Origin of the sequence: Pseudomonas lalucatii, from assembly GCF_018398425.1 — a bacterium.
Lineage (GTDB): Bacteria > Pseudomonadota > Gammaproteobacteria > Pseudomonadales > Pseudomonadaceae > Aquipseudomonas > Aquipseudomonas lalucatii.
On the sequence record NZ_JADPMV010000001.1, the window covers coordinates 2,633,563 to 2,650,096 of the forward strand.

Genomic DNA, 16,534 nt, shown 5'->3' on the forward strand with positions numbered 1-16,534 from the left:
TCGCCCAAGGAGCTTGCACGCATTTCCCGACGCCCACCGCAGAGCCTGCGTGTGGCCTCGAGCGCGCGACCGGGCGCCGCCAGGCTGACCCGCCGGTCGTCGATTGCCGCGCACCGGCCGCGGCGGTTTGCCCTGCCGGCCCCCGCCCCCTAGAATGCCGCGATGCGCGACGATCTCTCCCTTCTGCTCAACTCCCTCAACGATGCCCAACGCCAGGCCGTAGCCGCCGGCCTGGGCCGGCAACTGGTGCTGGCCGGCGCCGGCTCCGGCAAGACCCGGGTGCTGGTGCATCGCATCGCCTGGCTGATCCAGGTGGTGAACGCCTCGCCCCACAGCATCCTCTCGGTGACCTTCACCAACAAGGCCGCCGCCGAGATGCGCGCGCGCATCGAACAGATGCTCGGCATGAATCCGGCCGGCATGTGGGTCGGCACCTTCCACGGCCTGGCCCACCGCCTGCTGCGCGCCCACTGGCAGGAGGCGGGGCTGGCCGAGAACTTCCAGATCCTCGATTCCGACGACCAGCAGCGCCTGGTCAAGCGGGTGATCCGCGAGCTGGGCCTGGACGAGCAGCGCTGGCCGGCCAAGCAGGCGCAGTGGTTCATCAACGGGCAGAAGGACGAGGGCCTGCGGCCCCAGCACATCCAACCCGGCGGCGACCTGTTCCTGGCCACCATGCTGAAGATCTACGAGGCCTACGAGGCGGCCTGCGCCCGCGCCGGGGTCATCGACTTCTCCGAACTGCTGCTGCGCGCCCTGGACCTGTGGCGCGACCAACCCGGCCTGCTCGAGCACTACCAGCGGCGTTTCCGCCACGTCCTGGTCGACGAGTTCCAGGACACCAACGCCGTGCAGTACGCCTGGTTGCGGATGCTCGCCAAGGGCGGCGACAGCCTGATGGTGGTGGGCGACGACGACCAGTCGATCTACGGCTGGCGCGGCGCGCGGATCGAGAACATCCAGCAGTTCTCCGACGACTTCAAGGACGCCGAGGTGATCCGCCTGGAGCAGAACTACCGCTCCAGCGCCGGCATCCTCAAGGCCGCCAACGCGCTGATCGCCAACAACCAGGGGCGCCTGGGCAAGGAGCTGTGGACCGAAGGCGGCGACGGCGAGCCGATCAGCCTGTATTCGGCGTTCAACGAACACGACGAGGCGCGCTACGTGGTCGAGTCGATCGAGGACGCCCTGCGCAAGGAGGGTCTCAAGCGCAGCGAGATCGCCATCCTCTACCGCTCCAACGCCCAGTCGCGGGTGCTGGAAGAGGCCCTGCTGCGCGAGAAGATCCCCTACCGCATCTACGGCGGCCAGCGCTTCTTCGAGCGCGCCGAGATTAAGAACGCCATGGCCTACCTGCGCCTGCTCGACGGCCGCGGCAACGACGCGGCGCTGGAGCGCATCGTCAACGTGCCGGCGCGCGGCATCGGCGAGAAGACCGTCGAGGCGATCCGCGAGTACGCCCGCGGCCACGACCTGTCGATGTGGGAGGCGGTGCGTCTGATGCTGGCGAACAAGGCCCTGCCCGGCCGCGCCGCCGGCGCCCTGGCGGGTTTCGTCGAGCTGCTCGACAACCTCGCCGCCAAGGTGCTGAGCATGCCGCTGCACCTGATGACCCAGACCGTGATCGAGCAGAGCGGGCTGATCGCCTACCACAAGGCGGAAAAGGGCGAGAAGGCCCAGGCGCGCATCGAGAACCTGGAGGAACTGGTCAGCGCCGCGCGCGCCTTCGAGAACGCCGAAGACGACGAGCTGACCCCGCTGCAGGCCTTCCTCAGCCACGCCTCGCTGGAGGCCGGCGACACCCAGGCCGCGGAGAACGAAGACAGCGTGCAGCTGATGACCCTGCACAGCGCCAAGGGCCTGGAGTTCCCCCAGGTGTTCCTGGTGGGCATGGAAGAAGGCCTGTTCCCGCACAAGATGAGCCTGGAGGAACCCGGCCGCCTGGAAGAAGAGCGCCGCCTGGCCTACGTCGGCATCACCCGCGCCATGCACAAGCTGATCATCACCTACGCCGAGACCCGCCGCCTGTACGGCAGCGAGACCTACAACAAGGTGTCGCGCTTCGTCCGCGAAGTTCCACCGCAACTGATCCAGGAAGTGCGCCTGTCGGGCAGCGTCAGCCGGCCGTTCGCGGCGGCGGGCCGCGGCACCGGCGCCAGCATGTTCGCCGGCAGTGCCGTACCGGATACCGCCTTCAGCCTCGGCCAGCGGGTGCAGCATGCGCTGTTCGGCGAAGGCACCATCCTCAACTTCGAGGGTGCCGGCGCCCAGGCGCGGGTCCAGGTGAACTTCGAGAACGAAGGCAGCAAGTGGCTGATGCTCAGCTACGCCAAGCTGCAAGCGCTCTGACAAGACCAACAACCACACCACTGCGCAATTGGGGAGATTCTCGATGAACCGCCGTTTCCTGTTCGGCACCGCCGCGGCCCTGCTGGCCGCCATCGGCCTGGCCGGCTGCAAGGATGAACAAGCCAGCACGGAGCAGGCCGCGGCCGAGCCGGTGCAGCGTTTCGAATGGAAGATGGTCACCGCCTGGCCGAAGAATTTCCCCGGCCTGGGCACCGCCGCCGAGCGCCTGGCCGAGCGCGTGGCGACCATGAGCGGCGGCCGCCTGAGCATCAAGGTCTACGCCGGCGGCGAACTGGTGCCGCCGCTGGAGGTGTTCGACGCGGTGTCGCGCGGCACCGCCGAACTGGGCCACGGCGCCGCCTACTACTGGAAGGGCAAGGTGCCGGCCGCGCAGTTCTTCACCGCGGTGCCCTTCGGCCTGTCCACCAGCGAGATGAACGCCTGGCTGAGCAAGGGCGGCGGCCAGGCGCTGTGGGACGAGGCCTATGCCCCCCACGGCGTGAAACCCCTGGCGGTGGGCAACACCGGCATGCAGATGGGCGGCTGGTACAACAAGGAGATCAGCTCCCTGGACGACCTCAAGGGCCTGAAGATCCGCATGCCGGGCCTGGGCGGCGAGGTCCTCGGCCGCCTCGGCGCGACCACCGTGAACCTGCCCGGCGGCGAGATCTTCACCGCCCTGCAGACCAATGCGATCGACGCCACCGACTGGGTCAGTCCTTACAACGACCTGGCCTTCGGCCTGCACAAGGCGGCCAAGTTCTACTACTACCCCGGCTGGCAGGAGCCCCAGGCGGTACTCGAACTGCTGATCAACCAGAAGGCCCTCGACGGCCTGCCGGCCGACCTGCAGGCGATCCTCACCGAGGCGGCCCGGGCGGCCAACCAGGACATGCTGGACGACTACGTCTACCACAACGCCCTGGCCCTGGATCAGCTCAAGCAGCAGGGCACCCTGCTCAAGCGCTTCCCCGACGAGGTGCTGGCGGCCATGCAGTACCAGGCCGAGGCGGTGCTCGGCGAGCTGGCCGCGCAGAGCGAGCTGAACGGCCGCATCTGGGCCTCGATGAAGGCCTTCCAGGCCCAGGTCAGCCAGATGCACCAGCTGTCCGAGCAGGAGCTGTACAACTGGCGTTGAGCCCCCGCCGGCCGCACCCTGCACACGGAGCCTTCGGGCTCCGTTTGTCGTTTCAGCCCGCCCCCGCGACACAGCCGGCCCATACTCGATGGCGAGGTGAGCCGATGAAGAAACCCAGCACCACCGCGCCGAAGATCCTCGACACCGCGCTCGAACTGGCCGACGTCTGCGGCTGGGAGCGCCTGCACCTGTTCGATGTGGCGGCGCAACTGGGGGTCGGCCTGGAGGCCATCGCCGCCCACTACCGCGACAAGGATCAGCTGGTGGAGGCCTGGTTCGACCGGGCCGACCAGGCCCTGCTGAGCCGGGCGAAAGCCGCCGACCTGATCCCCCTGGAGCCGGCCAAGCGCCTGGAAGAACTGCTGATCGCCTGGCTCGACTGCCTGGCCGCGCACCGCGCCGTGACCGGGCAGATGCTGCTGTACAAGCTCGAGCCCGGGCACATCCACCTGCAGGTGCTCGGCCTGTTGCGCGTCAGCCGCACCGTGCAGTGGTGGCGCGAGGCGGCGCAGCGCCAGTCCATTCACCTGCACCGGATCGCCGAGGAGAGCCTGCTCAGCGGCGCCTACCTGCGCACCGTGCTCCACTGGCTGCGCCACCCCGAGGAAGACGCCGCCGAGTGCCGCGCCTTCCTGCGCCGGCAACTGCGCTGCGCTCCACTGCTGATGCTGCTGCGGCCCTAGGCAGGCTGCGGCGCCCTTATACAAGCAAAAACCCGAAACACTCTGCGCTGGCGTTCGTCACCCCGGCCATGCAAGATGCCGTGCAGAGTTCCAACCCACAAGAGACCGACCGAACATGCAGCGTTTTCTCAGCATCGCCCTGGCCATGTGCCTGAGCCTGGGCCTTACCATGAGTTTCGAAGCCGAAGCCAAACGCCTGGGCGGCGGCAAGTCCTTCGGCTCCGCGCCGAGCCACCAGACCCGCCAGACTGCACCGCAGAGCCAGCCAGCAGCCACCGCGCCGACCGCCGGTCGTCAGCCCGCCGCGGCCAGCGGCGCCTCGCGCTGGCTCGGCCCCCTGGCCGGCCTGGCCGCCGGTGGCCTGCTCGCCTCGATGTTCATGGGTGACGGCTTCGAAGGCCTGCAGATCATGGACATGCTGATCTTCGGCCTGATCGCCTTCCTGCTGTTCCGCTTCCTCGCCGCGCGGCGCAAGAGCCAGCCGGCCATGGCCGGTGGCGCGCCCTACCAGCGGGAAATGCCGACTGCCGCCACGCCGGTGTTCGGCAGCGGCGCCAGCGCCGCGATCAAGCCGGTGATCAACGCCCCGGCCTGGTTCAACGAGCAGAGCTTCGTCGCCGCCGGCCGCGAGCACTTCCTCAGCCTGCAGCAGCACTGGGATGCTGGCGAGATGGAGCAGATCGCCGAGTTCGTCACCCCGCAGCTGCTGGAGTTCCTCAAGCGCGAGCGCGCCGAACTGGGCGACGGCTTCCAGTCCACCTACATCGACAACCTCGAAGTACAGCTGGACGGCGTCGACGACATGAGCGACAAGACCGTGGCCACCCTGACCTTCAGCGGCCTGTCGAAGACCTCGCGCTTCGACCAGGGCGAGGCCTTCAGCGAAAGCTGGCGCCTGGAGCGGGCGGTCGGCGACAACCAGCCCTGGCTGGTGGCGGGCATCCGCCAGAACTGATCGGTTCTCCCGCACACAGCGAACCCCAGGCTTGCCTGGGGTTTTTTATGCGTGCGCACCAGCGCGGGGCGAGCCGCCTTCAGCGCCGTGCCTTGCCTTGCTTGCCGCTGCCGTGACGCTGGCGACAGGCGATGGAGCGGCGCCGGTAGTAGAGCGGCGGCCGCACCCTCTCAGGTTTGCGGGCACAGCTCGCGGACTTCGGCACGGGGCACCAGCTTCAGGAACTGCTCGGTGCTCATGTGCACCAGGCTCTCGTGATCGCCGGCCTCGAAGTAGATGTCCTGCTGGCGGGTGAGCAGCGGGTCGACCCGCATGTTCATCCCGTAGGGCTCGCCGACCGCCGGCACGGCACCGAGCTCGCAGTCCTTGAACAGACTGGCGATGTCCGACTCGGTGCTCAGGTGCCACAGCTCGTCACCCTTGCAGACCATGCTCATGTCCAGGTGGCGGTTGGCCGGCACCACGGCCATCAGGTAGTGGCCCTTGCGGTCATCGAGGATCACCGGCTTGGCCAAGCGCTCGGCCGGCACGCTGGCGACCCGCGCCGACTCCAGGCTGCTCGCCGAATGCGGGTGCGGCACGACATCGAACTGACACTGCGCACGCTCCAGGCTGCGCTGTAAGGTTGCTGCCATATGCATGATGAACCTCCTCTCGCGCCCACTGGCTGGGCTGCAAACCAGACACCGACCCCTGCTTGAATTCTAGTCCCGGGGCTCGGGCCGGGCAGAAACACTTGCGACTAGCCGAGCGGCGTGAAAGCAGTTCCCGGCCTAACCCACCGGACACGGCAGGCTTTTTCCTGCCGCCGCGGCTGCTGTATAAAGCCCGTTTCAACGCACGAGAGCCCGTTGCCATGGAAGAAGTCATAGAACAGCTGCGCGAACTGAACGAGCCGGTGCCGGTGCCCCTGGAACTGCCGGACGAGGAGACCCTGGTGGAGATCCAGGAGCAGATCCTCATCCATCTGCCCTATGCACTGCGCGAGTTTCTGCTGACCGTCAGCGACGTGGTGTACGGCCGCCTGGAGCCGGTGACCGCCGCAGACCCGCAGTCCCACACCTACCTGCCGGAAGTCGCCTCGCTGGCCTGGTCGCTCGGCGTGCCGCGTGAGTATGTCCCGCTGTGTGAAGACCACGGCAATTACTACGTGGTGGAAGAAGACGGCACCGTGCTGCTGTGGGAAGCCGATAGCGGCGAGATCAATGAGGACGAGAGCTGGGAAACGGTGTGGCACTGGGTGCGCGACGTCTGGCTGGAGAGCTGAGCGGCCCCCTGCGCCCGCGTCGAGCGCGGGGGGGTTCGCCCTGCTTGACACCCGGGCGAGCGGCCGCGGATGATGTGCAACAAATCGAACGAACCGCTCGATAATAATTGACGCTCACCCGCCGGGGGCCGCCTCGGCGCCAACCGCCGACTGCCCGTCTGCGCAGGGATCGAAGCCGCTCCCCACGCAGAGCACAGCCATCGTCCTTGCCTACACTGGACTGACCATCGCCCCTGGAGGACCTCCCCATGAGCACGCCCGTTATCCTCATCACCGGCGCCGCCGGCGGCCTCGGCCGCGCCATCGCCAAGCGCTTCTCCCAGAGCCACTGGCGAGTCACCGCCACCGATGTCGACAAGGGCGGCCTGCATGCACTCAACGGCCAGGTGCCGCTGGACTTCAGCTGCACCGCCGACCTGCGCAGCGCCGGCAACTGCCATGAGCTGATCGCCAAGGTCATGGCCAGCACCGGCCGCCTGGACGCCGTGGTCAATGCCGCCGGGGTCTGGCGCGAGGGCGCGGTGGAGCAGTTCGCCGAGGAGGACTTCGACCTGGTCATGGGGGTCAACCTGAAGGCCGCCTTCTACCTCAGCCAGGCGGCCATCCCCCACCTCAAGGAATTCCGCGGCAGCATCGTCAACATCGCCAGCGATGCCGGACGCCAGGCCTATCGCGGCTCGGCCGCCTACTGTGCGAGCAAGGCGGCGCTGGTGATGCTGAGCAAGACCCTGGCCCTGGAACTGGCGGAGCACGGGGTGCGGGTCAACGCGCTATCCCCCGGCGACATCGCCACGCCGATGCTCGACTACCAGGCCGAGCGCTACGGCAAGGGCAACCCCACGGCCTACAAGCGCGAGCTGCTCAGCCTCTACCCGCAGGGCCGCGGCGCGCGCTTCCTGCGCCCCGAGGAGGTGGCCGAGATGGTCTGGTACCTGTGCCAGCCCCACGCCGAGGCCATCACCGGCGCCGACCTGGCGATCGACTTCGGCCTCTCGGCGGGGCGCTAGGCCGGCCCGCTGGCGCGCGGCAGCGTGACCCGCGCCGGCCCTGGGTCGTTCTGATAGACAGGGCGCCGGCGCGCCCCGCGCCGTCCCTCAACTGCAAGAGAGCCCCATGGAAGCCGGAAACGCCCAACTGTCGATGACCGTGTTGATGACCCCGGATATGGCCAACTTCTCCGGCAACGTCCACGGCGGCACCCTGCTCAAGTACCTCGACGAGGTCGCCTATGCCTGCGCCAGCCGCTACGCCGGCTGCTACGTGGTGACCCTGTCGGTGGACCAGGTGACCTTCCGCGAGCCGATCCACGTCGGCGAGCTGGTGACCTTCCTCGCCTCGGTCAACTACACCGGGCGCAGCTCCATGGAAATCGGCATCAAGGTGGTCACCGAGAATATCCGCCAGCGCTCGGTGCGCCACACCAACAGCTGCTTCTTCACCATGGTCGCCGTCGACGAGCAGGGCAAGCCCACCCCGGTGCCGCCGCGCCAGCCCCAGGGCTCGGAGGAACAGCGGCGCTTCGCCCAGGGCCAGCAGCGCCGGGCCATCCGCCAGGAACTGGAGCAGCGCTACCAGCAGCTCAAGGACGAGGACTGAGGTCCCGGGCGCGACAGCGCCCGCGGCGGCTGGCAAAATGCGGGTAGACCCCGGCCAACGCCCCTGGCCGCCTGGAGCCGCCCATGCTGACCCTCGGCAATATTTTCGTCCTGATGCTGCTGGCCACCGCCGGCGCCTGGCTGTGGCACGCCCACGGCCTGCGCGAACGCGCCCTGGCCCTGGTCAAGCAGCATTGCGCCAGGGCCGATGTCGAGTTGCTCGACGGCAACGTCGCCCTGCGGCGGATCGCCCTGCTGGCCGATGCCCGCGGGCGCAAGCGTCTGGCCCGGGTCTACGGCTTCGAGTTCACCGTCACCGGCGAGCAGCGCCATGCCGGCAGCATCGTCATGTTCGGCCAGCAGCTGGGCCGCATCGAACTGGCGCCGCACCCCTTCAATGCGCCGCCGGCGGACAATCCCCGGGTCATCGAGCTGGAGCGCTGGCGCCGCGAACGCGAGCAGTAGCCAGGCCCGGCCCGGCGCCACGGCCAGCGGGAACAATCTACAGCAGCCCCAGGGCGCGCAGGCTGGCCTTGCCCAGGGCCATGCGCCGGGGCAGCTCGGCCGGGCCGTGGATGTCCATGTTCAGCGCGAAGCTGTAGCCCTTGCCGTCCTGTTCCAGCCAGCCCACCCACCAGCCGATGGCCGGCTCGACGGACGTCGCCCAGCCGGTCTTGCCATACAGGCGCCAGCCCGGCCCCTGCTCGAGCAGGCTGATCTCCCGCACCTTGGCCTGGATGGCCGGCGCCAGGGGCAGTCGGTCCTGGCTCAGGCGGGCGAGGAACTCGGCCTGCTCCACCGCGCTGATCGCCAGCGGCCCGTCCAGCCAGAACCTGTCGACTGCAGTGCCGACCTCGCCGTTGCCATAGACCAGGGCCGCCACCTGGCGGCGCATGCGCGGCAGGCCGATGCGCCGCGCCAGCATCTGGTAGGCGGACAGGTTGGACACCCTGATCGCCTCGCGCAGGCCCATGTCGCGCTCCCAGCTCTTGAGGAACTGCGGCTGGCCGTCGTAGGGGAACACCTCGTCGACGCTGGCGACCGCCCCCGTCGCCAGGCCGATCAGGCTGTTGGCGATCTTGAAGGTGGAGGCCGGGCTGTAGCGGGTTGCCGCGCGCCGCCGGTTGTGGCCCTGCAGCCGGTCGCTGCCGACCTCGTGGAGGACGAAGGTGCCCGTCGCCCCGGCCTGGGCGAACGCCCGAGACACGGCCGGACTGTCCTGCCAGTCCAGGGCCTGGGCGTGGCCAACCAGCACCAGCAGGACGCCGCATAGCATGCGTTGCATGATCATTCCCTATGATTGAGCTCGCAGCCTAGACCGCGCCGCCCCCGGAACAGTTCCGCGGGCGAGCGGCGCATCGCCTCAGCCGGCGGGCCGGAGGAACGCCCGCACCCGCTCGGCGGCGGCGTCCGGCTGCTCCTGCATGAAGCAGTGCCCGCCCGGGACCACCTGGGCATGCACATGGGGATTGCCGGCGCACCAGCGCGCCACCGACTTGGCGACGAAGGGGTAGCTGGCCTGGCCGTAGAGCACCTGGGTCGGTGTCTGCACCTTGGCCAGGGACGGCCACAGGCGCTTGGGGAAGGAGGCGAAGATGTCCGCCTCGCGGCTCGGCCGGCACTTCAGCTCGACGCCCTGTTCGGTGTCCCTCAACGCATGGTTGATATAGGCCTCGAACGCCGCCTCGGTCCAGCCACGGAACATGCCCCGGCCATGCAGGGCGGCATGCGCGGCGAGACGGTCCGGCCACAGCCGGCGGCGCTTGCGCGCCTTGCTCGCCAGGGTATTGCGCCGGCTCAGGCCGACCACGTCGGACAGCGCCATCACGCCGATCATCGCCGGGGTGAAGAGCACCGGGTCGAGCAGCACGGCGCGCTGGAACAGCTGCGGCTGCTGGGCCAGCATCAGGCTGCTGAGCACGGCGCCGAAGCTGTGGCCGGCGGCATGGACGGGCACGCCGCCGAAGGCGCCGCGGCCCTGGGCGAAGGCCTCCAGGGCCAGTTCGGCGCTGCGGTTCCAGCCGTGGAAGCGGCCGCCATGATCGCTGTCGCCATGCCCCTGGACGTCGCACAACCACAGGTCGAAGTCCTCCGCCAGGCGCTCCAGCATGGGCTCGTAGACCCGTCCGCAATAGCCGTTGCCATGCAGGAAGTGCAGCAGCGGCTTGCCCGAGGGCGGGCTGTGCCAGCCGCGCAGGGTGAAGCCGGCGGAACAGGCGTGGGACCAGGACTCTAGATGCATGGCGGTATTCGACGATCAGGGGACGACAGCCAAGCTTATCAGCCCTGCGTCGGTGACCGCGCGGTTCTGCCTGCGTGCGGCGCGGGGGCACGGAGCGATCAGGGCAACCGGCAGCGGCCGAACGCGGCGGACAGGGCCGCGCCGTCCTGCGCCTCGTCGAAGATCAGCTCCAGGCGCGAGTCCCGGCGCCAGGCGCTGGCCTGCCAGTGCAGGGCCTGACCGTCCAGGGCATTGGCCGCCAGCCAGCCGGCGTCGGTGTGCAGCACCAGCTTGGCGCGGCGCCAGGCCAGGCTCTCGAGCCAGAGCTGCACCCCTTGCCGGGCGAAGCGCTGGCTGGGGTGCCAGGTCCAGCCGATGCTCCAGCCTTCGGCCTGCGCCTGGATCTGGCAGATCGCCTCCTCCGGCGTGCGCCGGATGCTCGGTGGCGGCGCGCTCGATTCGGGCAGGGCCGACAGATCGAGGCGCCCCGCCGCCGCGCCGGCATAACCCGGCAGCTGCGCCAGCGCCAGCGCGGCCTGGCTGGTCCAGCGCAGCGGTCGCTGCGGCAGGCCGGCGAGGACCCGGCCCTGGCCGCCGCGTCCAGGCCCTCGGCCTTGTTCAGCAGCAGCAGGCCGGCCACCTCCAGCGCCGCCTGCTGGCTGGCCGCCAGCGGCTGGCCGGCCGCCAGGGCCGCGGCGTCCAGCACCAGCGGCGCCGGTTGCACGGCCAGCACCCCGGCCCAGGGCGGCTGACGCAGCTGCTCCAGCAGCTGCAGCGGGTGGCCGAGGCCGGAGGGCTCGATCAGCAGGCGCTGCGGCCGCGCCTTGCGCAGCAGGCGGCCCAGACCGACCTGGAAGGGCACGCCGTTGACGCAGCACAGGCAACCGCCGGCGACCTCGCCGAGGGCCACGCCATCGGCATCGCTGGCAAGCAGGGCGGCGTCCAGGCCGATCTGGCCGAACTCGTTGACCAGCACCGCCCAGCGCTCGTGCGCCGGCCGCTGCGCCAGCAACTGGCGAATCAGGCTGGTCTTGCCGGCGCCCAGGGGACCGCCGATCAGATGGGTGGGAATATTGTTGAGCATGGTCCTATGGTGCGGCTTTGCCGCGGCGAGGAGAAGGGCCGGGGCGCTGACGGGCAACAGGCCCCATGCTAGAGTCGCCGGCACACGAATCTGGAGCCCATGCGATGCGTCGTCTAGCGCCGCTCATTCTCTGCACCCTGTCCTCCCTGGCCTGGGGCGAAGCCTGCGTGATTCACAGCCAGGCCGAGCGCCTGGACGTCAAGGTCTGCCAGCAGAACCGCAGCATCCCGCCGAACCTGTTCCGCAGCGGCTTCTGCCAACCGCAGCTGAAGGGGCAGAAGGTCGAGGTGGCCTTCGTCGAGCAGTGCCCGCCGGGCGCCTTCGGCGTCTGTCGCAGCGCCAGGGTCGGCGGCACGCCCTACCAGCAGGACATCCACTACTACGGCGTGGCCAGCGACGCCAACTACCTCAGGCCCGCCTGCGAGCAGCAGAGCCAGGGCGTCTGGATGGCCCGCTAGGCCAGCCAGTCCAGGGTCAGCAGGAGCCGGCGCGCGCCAGCGGGAGGCGCGGGCGAGCGATGGATGAGCCCGCCGCCCTCGTTGCCCGACCACTTCTCGCCCTTGGCCAGCGCCACCCAGCCCGCCTGCAGCTGCTGAACCTGCCCGCTCCCGCCCGGCTCGGCCTGCGGATCGCCCAGGCTCCCGCGTTCCATGGCGCCCTCGCGCAGCCACTCGCTGGCCACCCCGGCATAGGTGCTGATCAGCCGCAGCGGCACGTGGTCGACATGAAAACGTGGGCACATCGGCTTGGCCAGGCTGCGCAGGCGCAGCCCCACACGGCGGGCATCGAGCAGGCAGGCGAAGGCCTGTGCCAGCCAGGTGAGGTCGGCGACAAAGGCGGCGTGCCCCGGCAGCTCGGCCTGGGCCGCCAGTAGCGGCGGCATGTGCAGCGTCTCGTCCGCGTCGATCTCGATCTGCAGGGACTCGCTCACCTCCAGCGGCTGCGCCAGCAGCAGCCGGGCGAATTCCTCTACCGGCGGCGCCAGGCGACGCTGCCAGACGGCCAGGTTGACCCCCTCGTGCAGAACCTCGGTCAGCACCTCGTGGTGCGCGCTCAGCACCTGCCGCGGCGCCGCATGCAACCGCAGGGCCTGCATCAGGCGGCCTCCTCGGCCCAGGGGCCGAACGGATCGGGCAGCAGCGCCCAGGCCTGCGGGCCGGCGGCCATCTCGGCGTCGTTCAGCAGGCAAGCGTCCAGTTCGCGGCGCAGCCGGGCGAAGTCGAGGTTCTGGCCGATGAACACCAGCTCCTGGCGGCAGTCGCCGACCGTGGCGTGCCACTTGCCCATGATCGTCGCCTGGCTCTCGGCGTCCTGCGGCCACTGCGCCTCGGGCACGAAGCGCCACCAGCGCCCGGCGTAGCCGTGGCGCATCAGGCCGCCGGCCTGCGACCAGCTGCCGGCCTCCTGCGGCTTGCTGGCCAGCCAGAAGTAGCCCTTGGAGCGCAGCAAACGGCCATTGCTCCACTCCCGCCCGAGGAAATCGAAGAAGCGCTCGGGGTGGAAGGGCCGGCGCGCCTGGTAGGCGCCGGAGGCGATGCCGTATGCCTCGGTCTCCGCCACATGCTCGCCGCGCAGTTCCTTGAGCCAGCCCGGCGCCTGGGCGGCGCGGGCGAAGTCGAAGCGCCCGGTGTCGAGGACCTTCGCCAACGGCACCTGACCCATGACCATCGGCAGGATCTCGGCTTCGGTATTGAGGCCGCGCAGAATGGCGCTCAGCTCCTCGCGCTCGGCGCTGCAGATCAGGTCGGTCTTGCTGATCAGGATGACGTCGGCGAACTCCACCTGCTCGATCAGCAGGTCGGTGATCGAGCGCTCGTCTTCCTCGCCGAGGGTTTCGCCACGGCTGGCCAGGCTGTCGGCGGCGTGGAAGTCCCGCAGGAAGTTGACCCCGTCCACCACCGTCACCAGGGTGTCCAGGCGCGCCAGGTCGGCCAAGCTCTGGCCCTGCTCGTCGCGGAAGGTGAAGGTCTCGGCCACCGGCAGCGGCTCGCTGATGCCGGTGGACTCGATCAGCAGGTAGTCGAAGCGGCCGTCCCGGGCCAGACGCGCGACCTCTTCCAGCAGGTCTTCGCGCAGGGTGCAGCAGATGCAGCCGTTGCTCATCTCCACCAGGCGTTCCTCGGTGCGGTTCAGGCTGACATCGCGCTGGACCTCGCGGCCATCGATGTTGATCTCGCTCATGTCGTTGACGATCACCGCGACCCTGAGGCCCTCGCGGTTCTTCAGGACGTAATTGAGCAGGGTGCTTTTGCCGGCACCGAGAAAGCCCGATAGCACGGTCACGGGTAGTCGTTCGGTCATTGCAGGGGTCTCCATCATTGATCACGGTCGCGCAGGTGTTTTTCCCGCTGTTCCTGGCGTTCCTTGGCTTCGATGCACAGGCTGGCGGTGGGCCGCAGCAGCAGGCGCCTGAGGCCAATCGGCTCGCCGGTCTCGCGGCACCAGCCGTATTCGCCGCGGGCCAGGCGGGCCAGGGCTTCATCGATCTTGTCGAGCAGCTTCTTCTCCCGCTCGAGCTGGCGCAGCTGCCACTGCCGCTGTTCCTCGGCGCTGCCGATATCGGCCGGGTCGCTGCTGGTTTCGCGCTCGCGCAGGGCCTCGAACTCCGCGGCGATACGCGCCTGCAGTTCGCCGCGCTGGCTCAGCAGCAAGGCGCGGAAGAAATGCTGCTGGGCGTCGTTCATATAGTCAGCGGGCGGCTGGGCGAGCAGTTCGGCTTCGGTCAGCAGGGTCAAGGTCATGGTTCGAATTCGCTGGCGCGGTGTTTTAATTGTTATAACATAACACTTATCGCCTCAGTCACACCCTGGATTTCTGATGAACGCCCTGACCCTGCCGGATATTGCCGGCCAAACGACTCACTACCCACAACCCCTGGACTGGGTCGGCATGAGCGCAATCGCCCTGCCGCTGCTGTTTGCCGGGCAACGGATCAACGCCCGCGCCGACGCCGGGGTCAGCCTGGATGATGGTGGCGCGCGCGGCATTCATATGTCACGCCTGTATCTGGCGCTACAGACCTTGGAGGCTGAAAGCCTCAGCCCTATGCTGTTACGCCAGATGCTGGAGCAGTTTCTCGACAACCATGTACAACTGTCGAATAGCGCTTATCTCGACCTGCGTGGCGAAGCGCTGTTGAACCGCCCGGCCTTGGTCAGTCCGCTCGCCGGCTGGAAGGCCTATCCCTTCGAAGTGCGTGCACGCCAGGATTCGCGGGGGTTCCACGTGGAACTGCAGGTACAGCTCGACTATTCCTCGACCTGTCCCTGCTCGGCGGCGCTGGCCCGCCAACTGATCCAGCAGCGCTTTAGCGACGACTTCGCCAATCAGCATCTCAGCCATCAAGAGGTGCTGGCCTGGCTCGGCTCCACCCAGGGCATTCTGGCCACGCCGCACAGCCAGCGCAGCACTGCCACCCTGCAGGTGCGCCTGAGCCCGCAGGCCGATGATCTGCCCCTGATAGAGCTGATCGACCGTGCCGAACGGGCCCTGGGCACTGCCGTACAAACCGCGGTCAAGCGCGCCGACGAGCAGGCCTTCGCCCTGGCCAACGGGCAGAACCTGATGTTCTGCGAAGATGCCGCACGGCGCCTGCATAGCGCCCTGTTGCTGCAGTCAGGGTTGAGCGCCTTCAGCCTGCGCGTGGTGCATGCGGAAAGCCTGCATGCCCACGACGCCGTGGCCGCCAGCAGCTGGAACTGGAGCCCGGCATGATCCGCTGCCAGCACCTGCAATGGGGGCCGAGCGGCCAGCCGCTGACCCCTCCGCTGGATCTGCACTTGCCCAGCGGCAGCCTGAGCGGGCTGATCGGCAGTAACGGGTGCGGCAAGAGCAGCCTGCTCAAGATAATCGCCGGCCTGCAACAACCGCTGCGCGGACGCCTCGAACTGGGTGTGCCGCGCCTGGGTGGCGTGGCCTATCTGGTGCAACAGCAGGCCCTCGACCGGCAATTCCCGATCGACCTGCACAGCCTGGTCAGCGCCGGCTTCTGGCGCAGCCCGCTGAGTCGCCGCGAACGCCAGGCGCGCCTGTGCCAGGTCCTGGACGATTGGGGCCTGTACGGTTTGCAGCGACACTCGCTGCAGGCGCTCTCCGGTGGCGAACTGCAGCGCGCACTGCTGGCCCGCCTGAGCCTGACCGACGCCCAGGTACTGCTGCTCGACGAACCCGAAGCGGCCCTGGACGATCAGGGCCAGACCCTGCTCTGGCAGCATATCCGCCGCTGGCAAGCCGAGGGCCGCACCCAGCTGCTGGTCAGCCATGACCTCGCCAGCCTCGGCCAGCGCCTGGACCACGCCCTGCAGCTGTCGCGCAGCGGCTGCCGCTTCGCGCCTATCCGTCAGCTGATCGGCCAGCGCTCGCCCTTGGAACAGGTGGCCTAGGGTGGAGCTGCTGTGGGCACCCTTCGTCGAGTTCGCCTTTATGCGCCGCGCCCTGCTCGGCGGCCTGGCCCTGGCGTTGAGCGCGGCCCCCCTGGGCGTATTTCTGATCCTGCGTCGCCTGAGCCTGATCGGCGACGCCATCGCCCACGGCATCCTGCCCGGTGCGGCCGTGGGTTTCTGGCTGTTCGGTCTGAGCCTACCGGCGCTGACCCTCGGCGGCCTGGTCGCCGGGCTCGGCATGGCCGGCCTGGCCGCCTGGGTCACCCGGCGCACCGGCCTGCGCGAAGACGCCAGCCTGGCGGCCATCTATCCGATTGCCCTGGCCAGCGGCGTGCTGTTGCTGGGCCTGGCCGGGCGCCAGCTGGACTTGCTGCACCTGCTGTTCGGCTCGGTGTTGGCGGTCGACCAGAGCACGCTCCACGGCATGCTGCTGGTCTCGCTCGCCAGCCTGCTGGGTTTGGCATTGATCTATCGCTGGTTGCTGCTGGACAGCCTCGACCCGCTGTTTCTCGGCAGCGTCAGCCGCTTCGGGTCCATCGCCTACGGGCTGTTCCTGACCCTGGTGGTGCTCAATCTGGTGATCGGTTTCCAGGCCATAGGCGCGCTGATGGTGGTCGGCCTGATGATGTTGCCGGCCGCCGCCGCGCGCTTCTGGAGCCGTCACCTACCCCGCCTGCTGCTGATCGCCGCGCTCACCGGCGCGCTCTGCGTCTGGCTCGGCCTGCTGCTGTCCTATTACGCCAACCTGCCCAGCGGGCCGTGCATCGTCCTGCTGGCCGGGTCGGCCTATGCCGTTTCAGTGGTGCTCGGCCCGGTCAACGGCCTGCTGCGCGCCCAGCCTCTACCTTCACTCTGAGGAA

The 16,534-nt window shown here is 69.0% G+C and carries 18 protein-coding genes and 1 pseudogene; 12 read left to right on the forward strand and 7 right to left on the reverse strand.

The genetic code is table 11. The features are described 5' to 3' along the window. Nucleotides 1-162 precede the first annotated feature (162 nt). The 4 genes from uvrD to I0D00_RS12055 all read left to right on the forward strand — a co-directional run bounded on the left by uvrD (nucleotide 163) and on the right by I0D00_RS12055 (nucleotide 5,125). Nucleotides 163-2,349, forward strand: coding sequence for a DNA helicase II (uvrD, locus tag I0D00_RS12040; protein ID WP_213639958.1), 2,187 nt, complete (start codon nucleotides 163-165; stop codon nucleotides 2,347-2,349). Nucleotides 2,350-2,392: 43 nt separating this feature from the next. Then, nucleotides 2,393-3,487: a TRAP transporter substrate-binding protein gene (locus I0D00_RS12045; protein ID WP_213639959.1), complete on the forward strand. Its 1,095-nt coding sequence runs from the start codon at nucleotides 2,393-2,395 to the stop codon at nucleotides 3,485-3,487. 104 nt (nucleotides 3,488-3,591) lie between these two features. Continuing rightward, nucleotides 3,592-4,170 (forward strand): TetR/AcrR family transcriptional regulator, encoded by a 579-nt coding sequence (locus tag I0D00_RS12050; protein ID WP_213639960.1) that lies wholly within the window; start codon nucleotides 3,592-3,594, stop codon nucleotides 4,168-4,170. Between the two features lie 115 nt (nucleotides 4,171-4,285). Continuing rightward, on the forward strand, nucleotides 4,286-5,125 hold the full coding sequence (locus I0D00_RS12055; protein ID WP_213639961.1) for a Tim44 domain-containing protein: 840 nt from the start codon (nucleotides 4,286-4,288) through the stop codon (nucleotides 5,123-5,125). A gap of 170 nt (nucleotides 5,126-5,295) precedes the next feature. Here I0D00_RS12055 and I0D00_RS12060 read toward each other — a convergent pair whose 3' ends face one another. Continuing rightward, nucleotides 5,296-5,766: an aminoacyl-tRNA deacylase gene (locus I0D00_RS12060; RefSeq protein WP_213639962.1), complete on the reverse strand. Its 471-nt coding sequence runs from the start codon at nucleotides 5,764-5,766 to the stop codon at nucleotides 5,296-5,298. A 215-nt stretch (nucleotides 5,767-5,981) separates the two neighbouring features. Between I0D00_RS12060 and I0D00_RS12065 the strand changes: the two genes are divergently transcribed. From I0D00_RS12065 to I0D00_RS12080, 4 genes are all read left to right on the forward strand, one after another. After that, entirely contained in the window at nucleotides 5,982-6,392 is a 411-nt protein-coding gene (locus I0D00_RS12065; RefSeq protein WP_213639963.1) for an SMI1/KNR4 family protein, read from the forward strand. 248 nt (nucleotides 6,393-6,640) lie between these two features. Next, complete coding sequence (locus I0D00_RS12070; protein ID WP_213639964.1) at nucleotides 6,641-7,399, forward strand: SDR family NAD(P)-dependent oxidoreductase; 759 nt, start codon at nucleotides 6,641-6,643, stop codon at nucleotides 7,397-7,399. A gap of 106 nt (nucleotides 7,400-7,505) precedes the next feature. Continuing rightward, nucleotides 7,506-7,988 (forward strand): acyl-CoA thioesterase, encoded by a 483-nt coding sequence (locus I0D00_RS12075; RefSeq protein WP_213639965.1) that lies wholly within the window; start codon nucleotides 7,506-7,508, stop codon nucleotides 7,986-7,988. Nucleotides 7,989-8,071: 83 nt separating this feature from the next. Then, nucleotides 8,072-8,452 carry a DUF3301 domain-containing protein gene (locus I0D00_RS12080; RefSeq protein WP_213639966.1) on the forward strand — a complete coding sequence of 127 codons (381 nt, stop codon included), beginning with the start codon at nucleotides 8,072-8,074 and terminating at the stop codon, nucleotides 8,450-8,452. 37 nt (nucleotides 8,453-8,489) lie between these two features. Here the strand turns inward: I0D00_RS12080 and blaOXA are convergent, their stop codons facing one another. The 3 genes and pseudogenes from blaOXA to I0D00_RS12095 form a co-directional block, all read right to left on the reverse strand. Further along, complete coding sequence (gene blaOXA / locus I0D00_RS12085; RefSeq protein ID WP_213639967.1) at nucleotides 8,490-9,272, reverse strand: class D beta-lactamase; 783 nt, start codon at nucleotides 9,270-9,272, stop codon at nucleotides 8,490-8,492. A gap of 78 nt (nucleotides 9,273-9,350) precedes the next feature. Next, on the reverse strand, nucleotides 9,351-10,229 hold the full coding sequence (locus tag I0D00_RS12090; protein WP_213639968.1) for an alpha/beta fold hydrolase: 879 nt from the start codon (nucleotides 10,227-10,229) through the stop codon (nucleotides 9,351-9,353). Between the two features lie 98 nt (nucleotides 10,230-10,327). Beyond that, a pseudogene (locus I0D00_RS12095) lies at nucleotides 10,328-11,292 on the reverse strand (CobW family GTP-binding protein). A gap of 104 nt (nucleotides 11,293-11,396) precedes the next feature. On the opposite strand from I0D00_RS12095, the gene I0D00_RS12100 reads away from it, so the two are divergent. After that, complete coding sequence (locus I0D00_RS12100) at nucleotides 11,397-11,750, forward strand: NADH:ubiquinone oxidoreductase (RefSeq protein ID WP_213639970.1); 354 nt, start codon at nucleotides 11,397-11,399, stop codon at nucleotides 11,748-11,750. Here I0D00_RS12100 and I0D00_RS12105 read toward each other — a convergent pair. The 3 genes from I0D00_RS12105 to dksA are packed head-to-tail and all read right to left on the reverse strand — an operon-like array spanning nucleotide 11,747 to nucleotide 14,018. Next, nucleotides 11,747-12,388 carry a DUF1826 domain-containing protein gene (locus I0D00_RS12105; RefSeq protein WP_213639971.1) on the reverse strand — a complete coding sequence of 214 codons (642 nt, stop codon included), beginning with the start codon at nucleotides 12,386-12,388 and terminating at the stop codon, nucleotides 11,747-11,749. The genes I0D00_RS12100 and I0D00_RS12105 overlap by 4 nt on opposite strands. After that, nucleotides 12,388-13,593, reverse strand: coding sequence for a zinc metallochaperone GTPase ZigA (gene zigA / locus I0D00_RS12110; protein WP_213639972.1), 1,206 nt, complete (start codon nucleotides 13,591-13,593; stop codon nucleotides 12,388-12,390). The genes I0D00_RS12105 and zigA overlap by 1 nt, the downstream gene beginning before the upstream one ends. 14 nt (nucleotides 13,594-13,607) lie before the next feature. Next, a complete protein-coding gene (gene dksA / locus I0D00_RS12115) occupies nucleotides 13,608-14,018 on the reverse strand; it encodes an RNA polymerase-binding protein DksA (RefSeq protein ID WP_213640278.1) in 411 nt (136 codons plus the stop codon). A gap of 91 nt (nucleotides 14,019-14,109) precedes the next feature. Here dksA and folE2 point away from each other — a divergent pair, with 91 nt between their 5' ends. The 3 genes from folE2 to I0D00_RS12130 are packed head-to-tail and all read left to right on the forward strand — an operon-like array spanning nucleotide 14,110 to nucleotide 16,530. After that, nucleotides 14,110-15,006: a GTP cyclohydrolase FolE2 gene (gene folE2, locus I0D00_RS12120; RefSeq protein WP_213639973.1), complete on the forward strand. Its 897-nt coding sequence runs from the start codon at nucleotides 14,110-14,112 to the stop codon at nucleotides 15,004-15,006. Then, nucleotides 15,003-15,674 (forward strand): metal ABC transporter ATP-binding protein, encoded by a 672-nt coding sequence (locus tag I0D00_RS12125; protein ID WP_213639974.1) that lies wholly within the window; start codon nucleotides 15,003-15,005, stop codon nucleotides 15,672-15,674. Before folE2 ends, I0D00_RS12125 begins: the two co-directional genes overlap by 4 nt. A gap of 40 nt (nucleotides 15,675-15,714) precedes the next feature. After that, complete coding sequence (locus I0D00_RS12130) at nucleotides 15,715-16,530, forward strand: metal ABC transporter permease (RefSeq protein WP_213640279.1); 816 nt, start codon at nucleotides 15,715-15,717, stop codon at nucleotides 16,528-16,530. The last annotated feature ends 4 nt before the right edge of the window (nucleotides 16,531-16,534 follow it).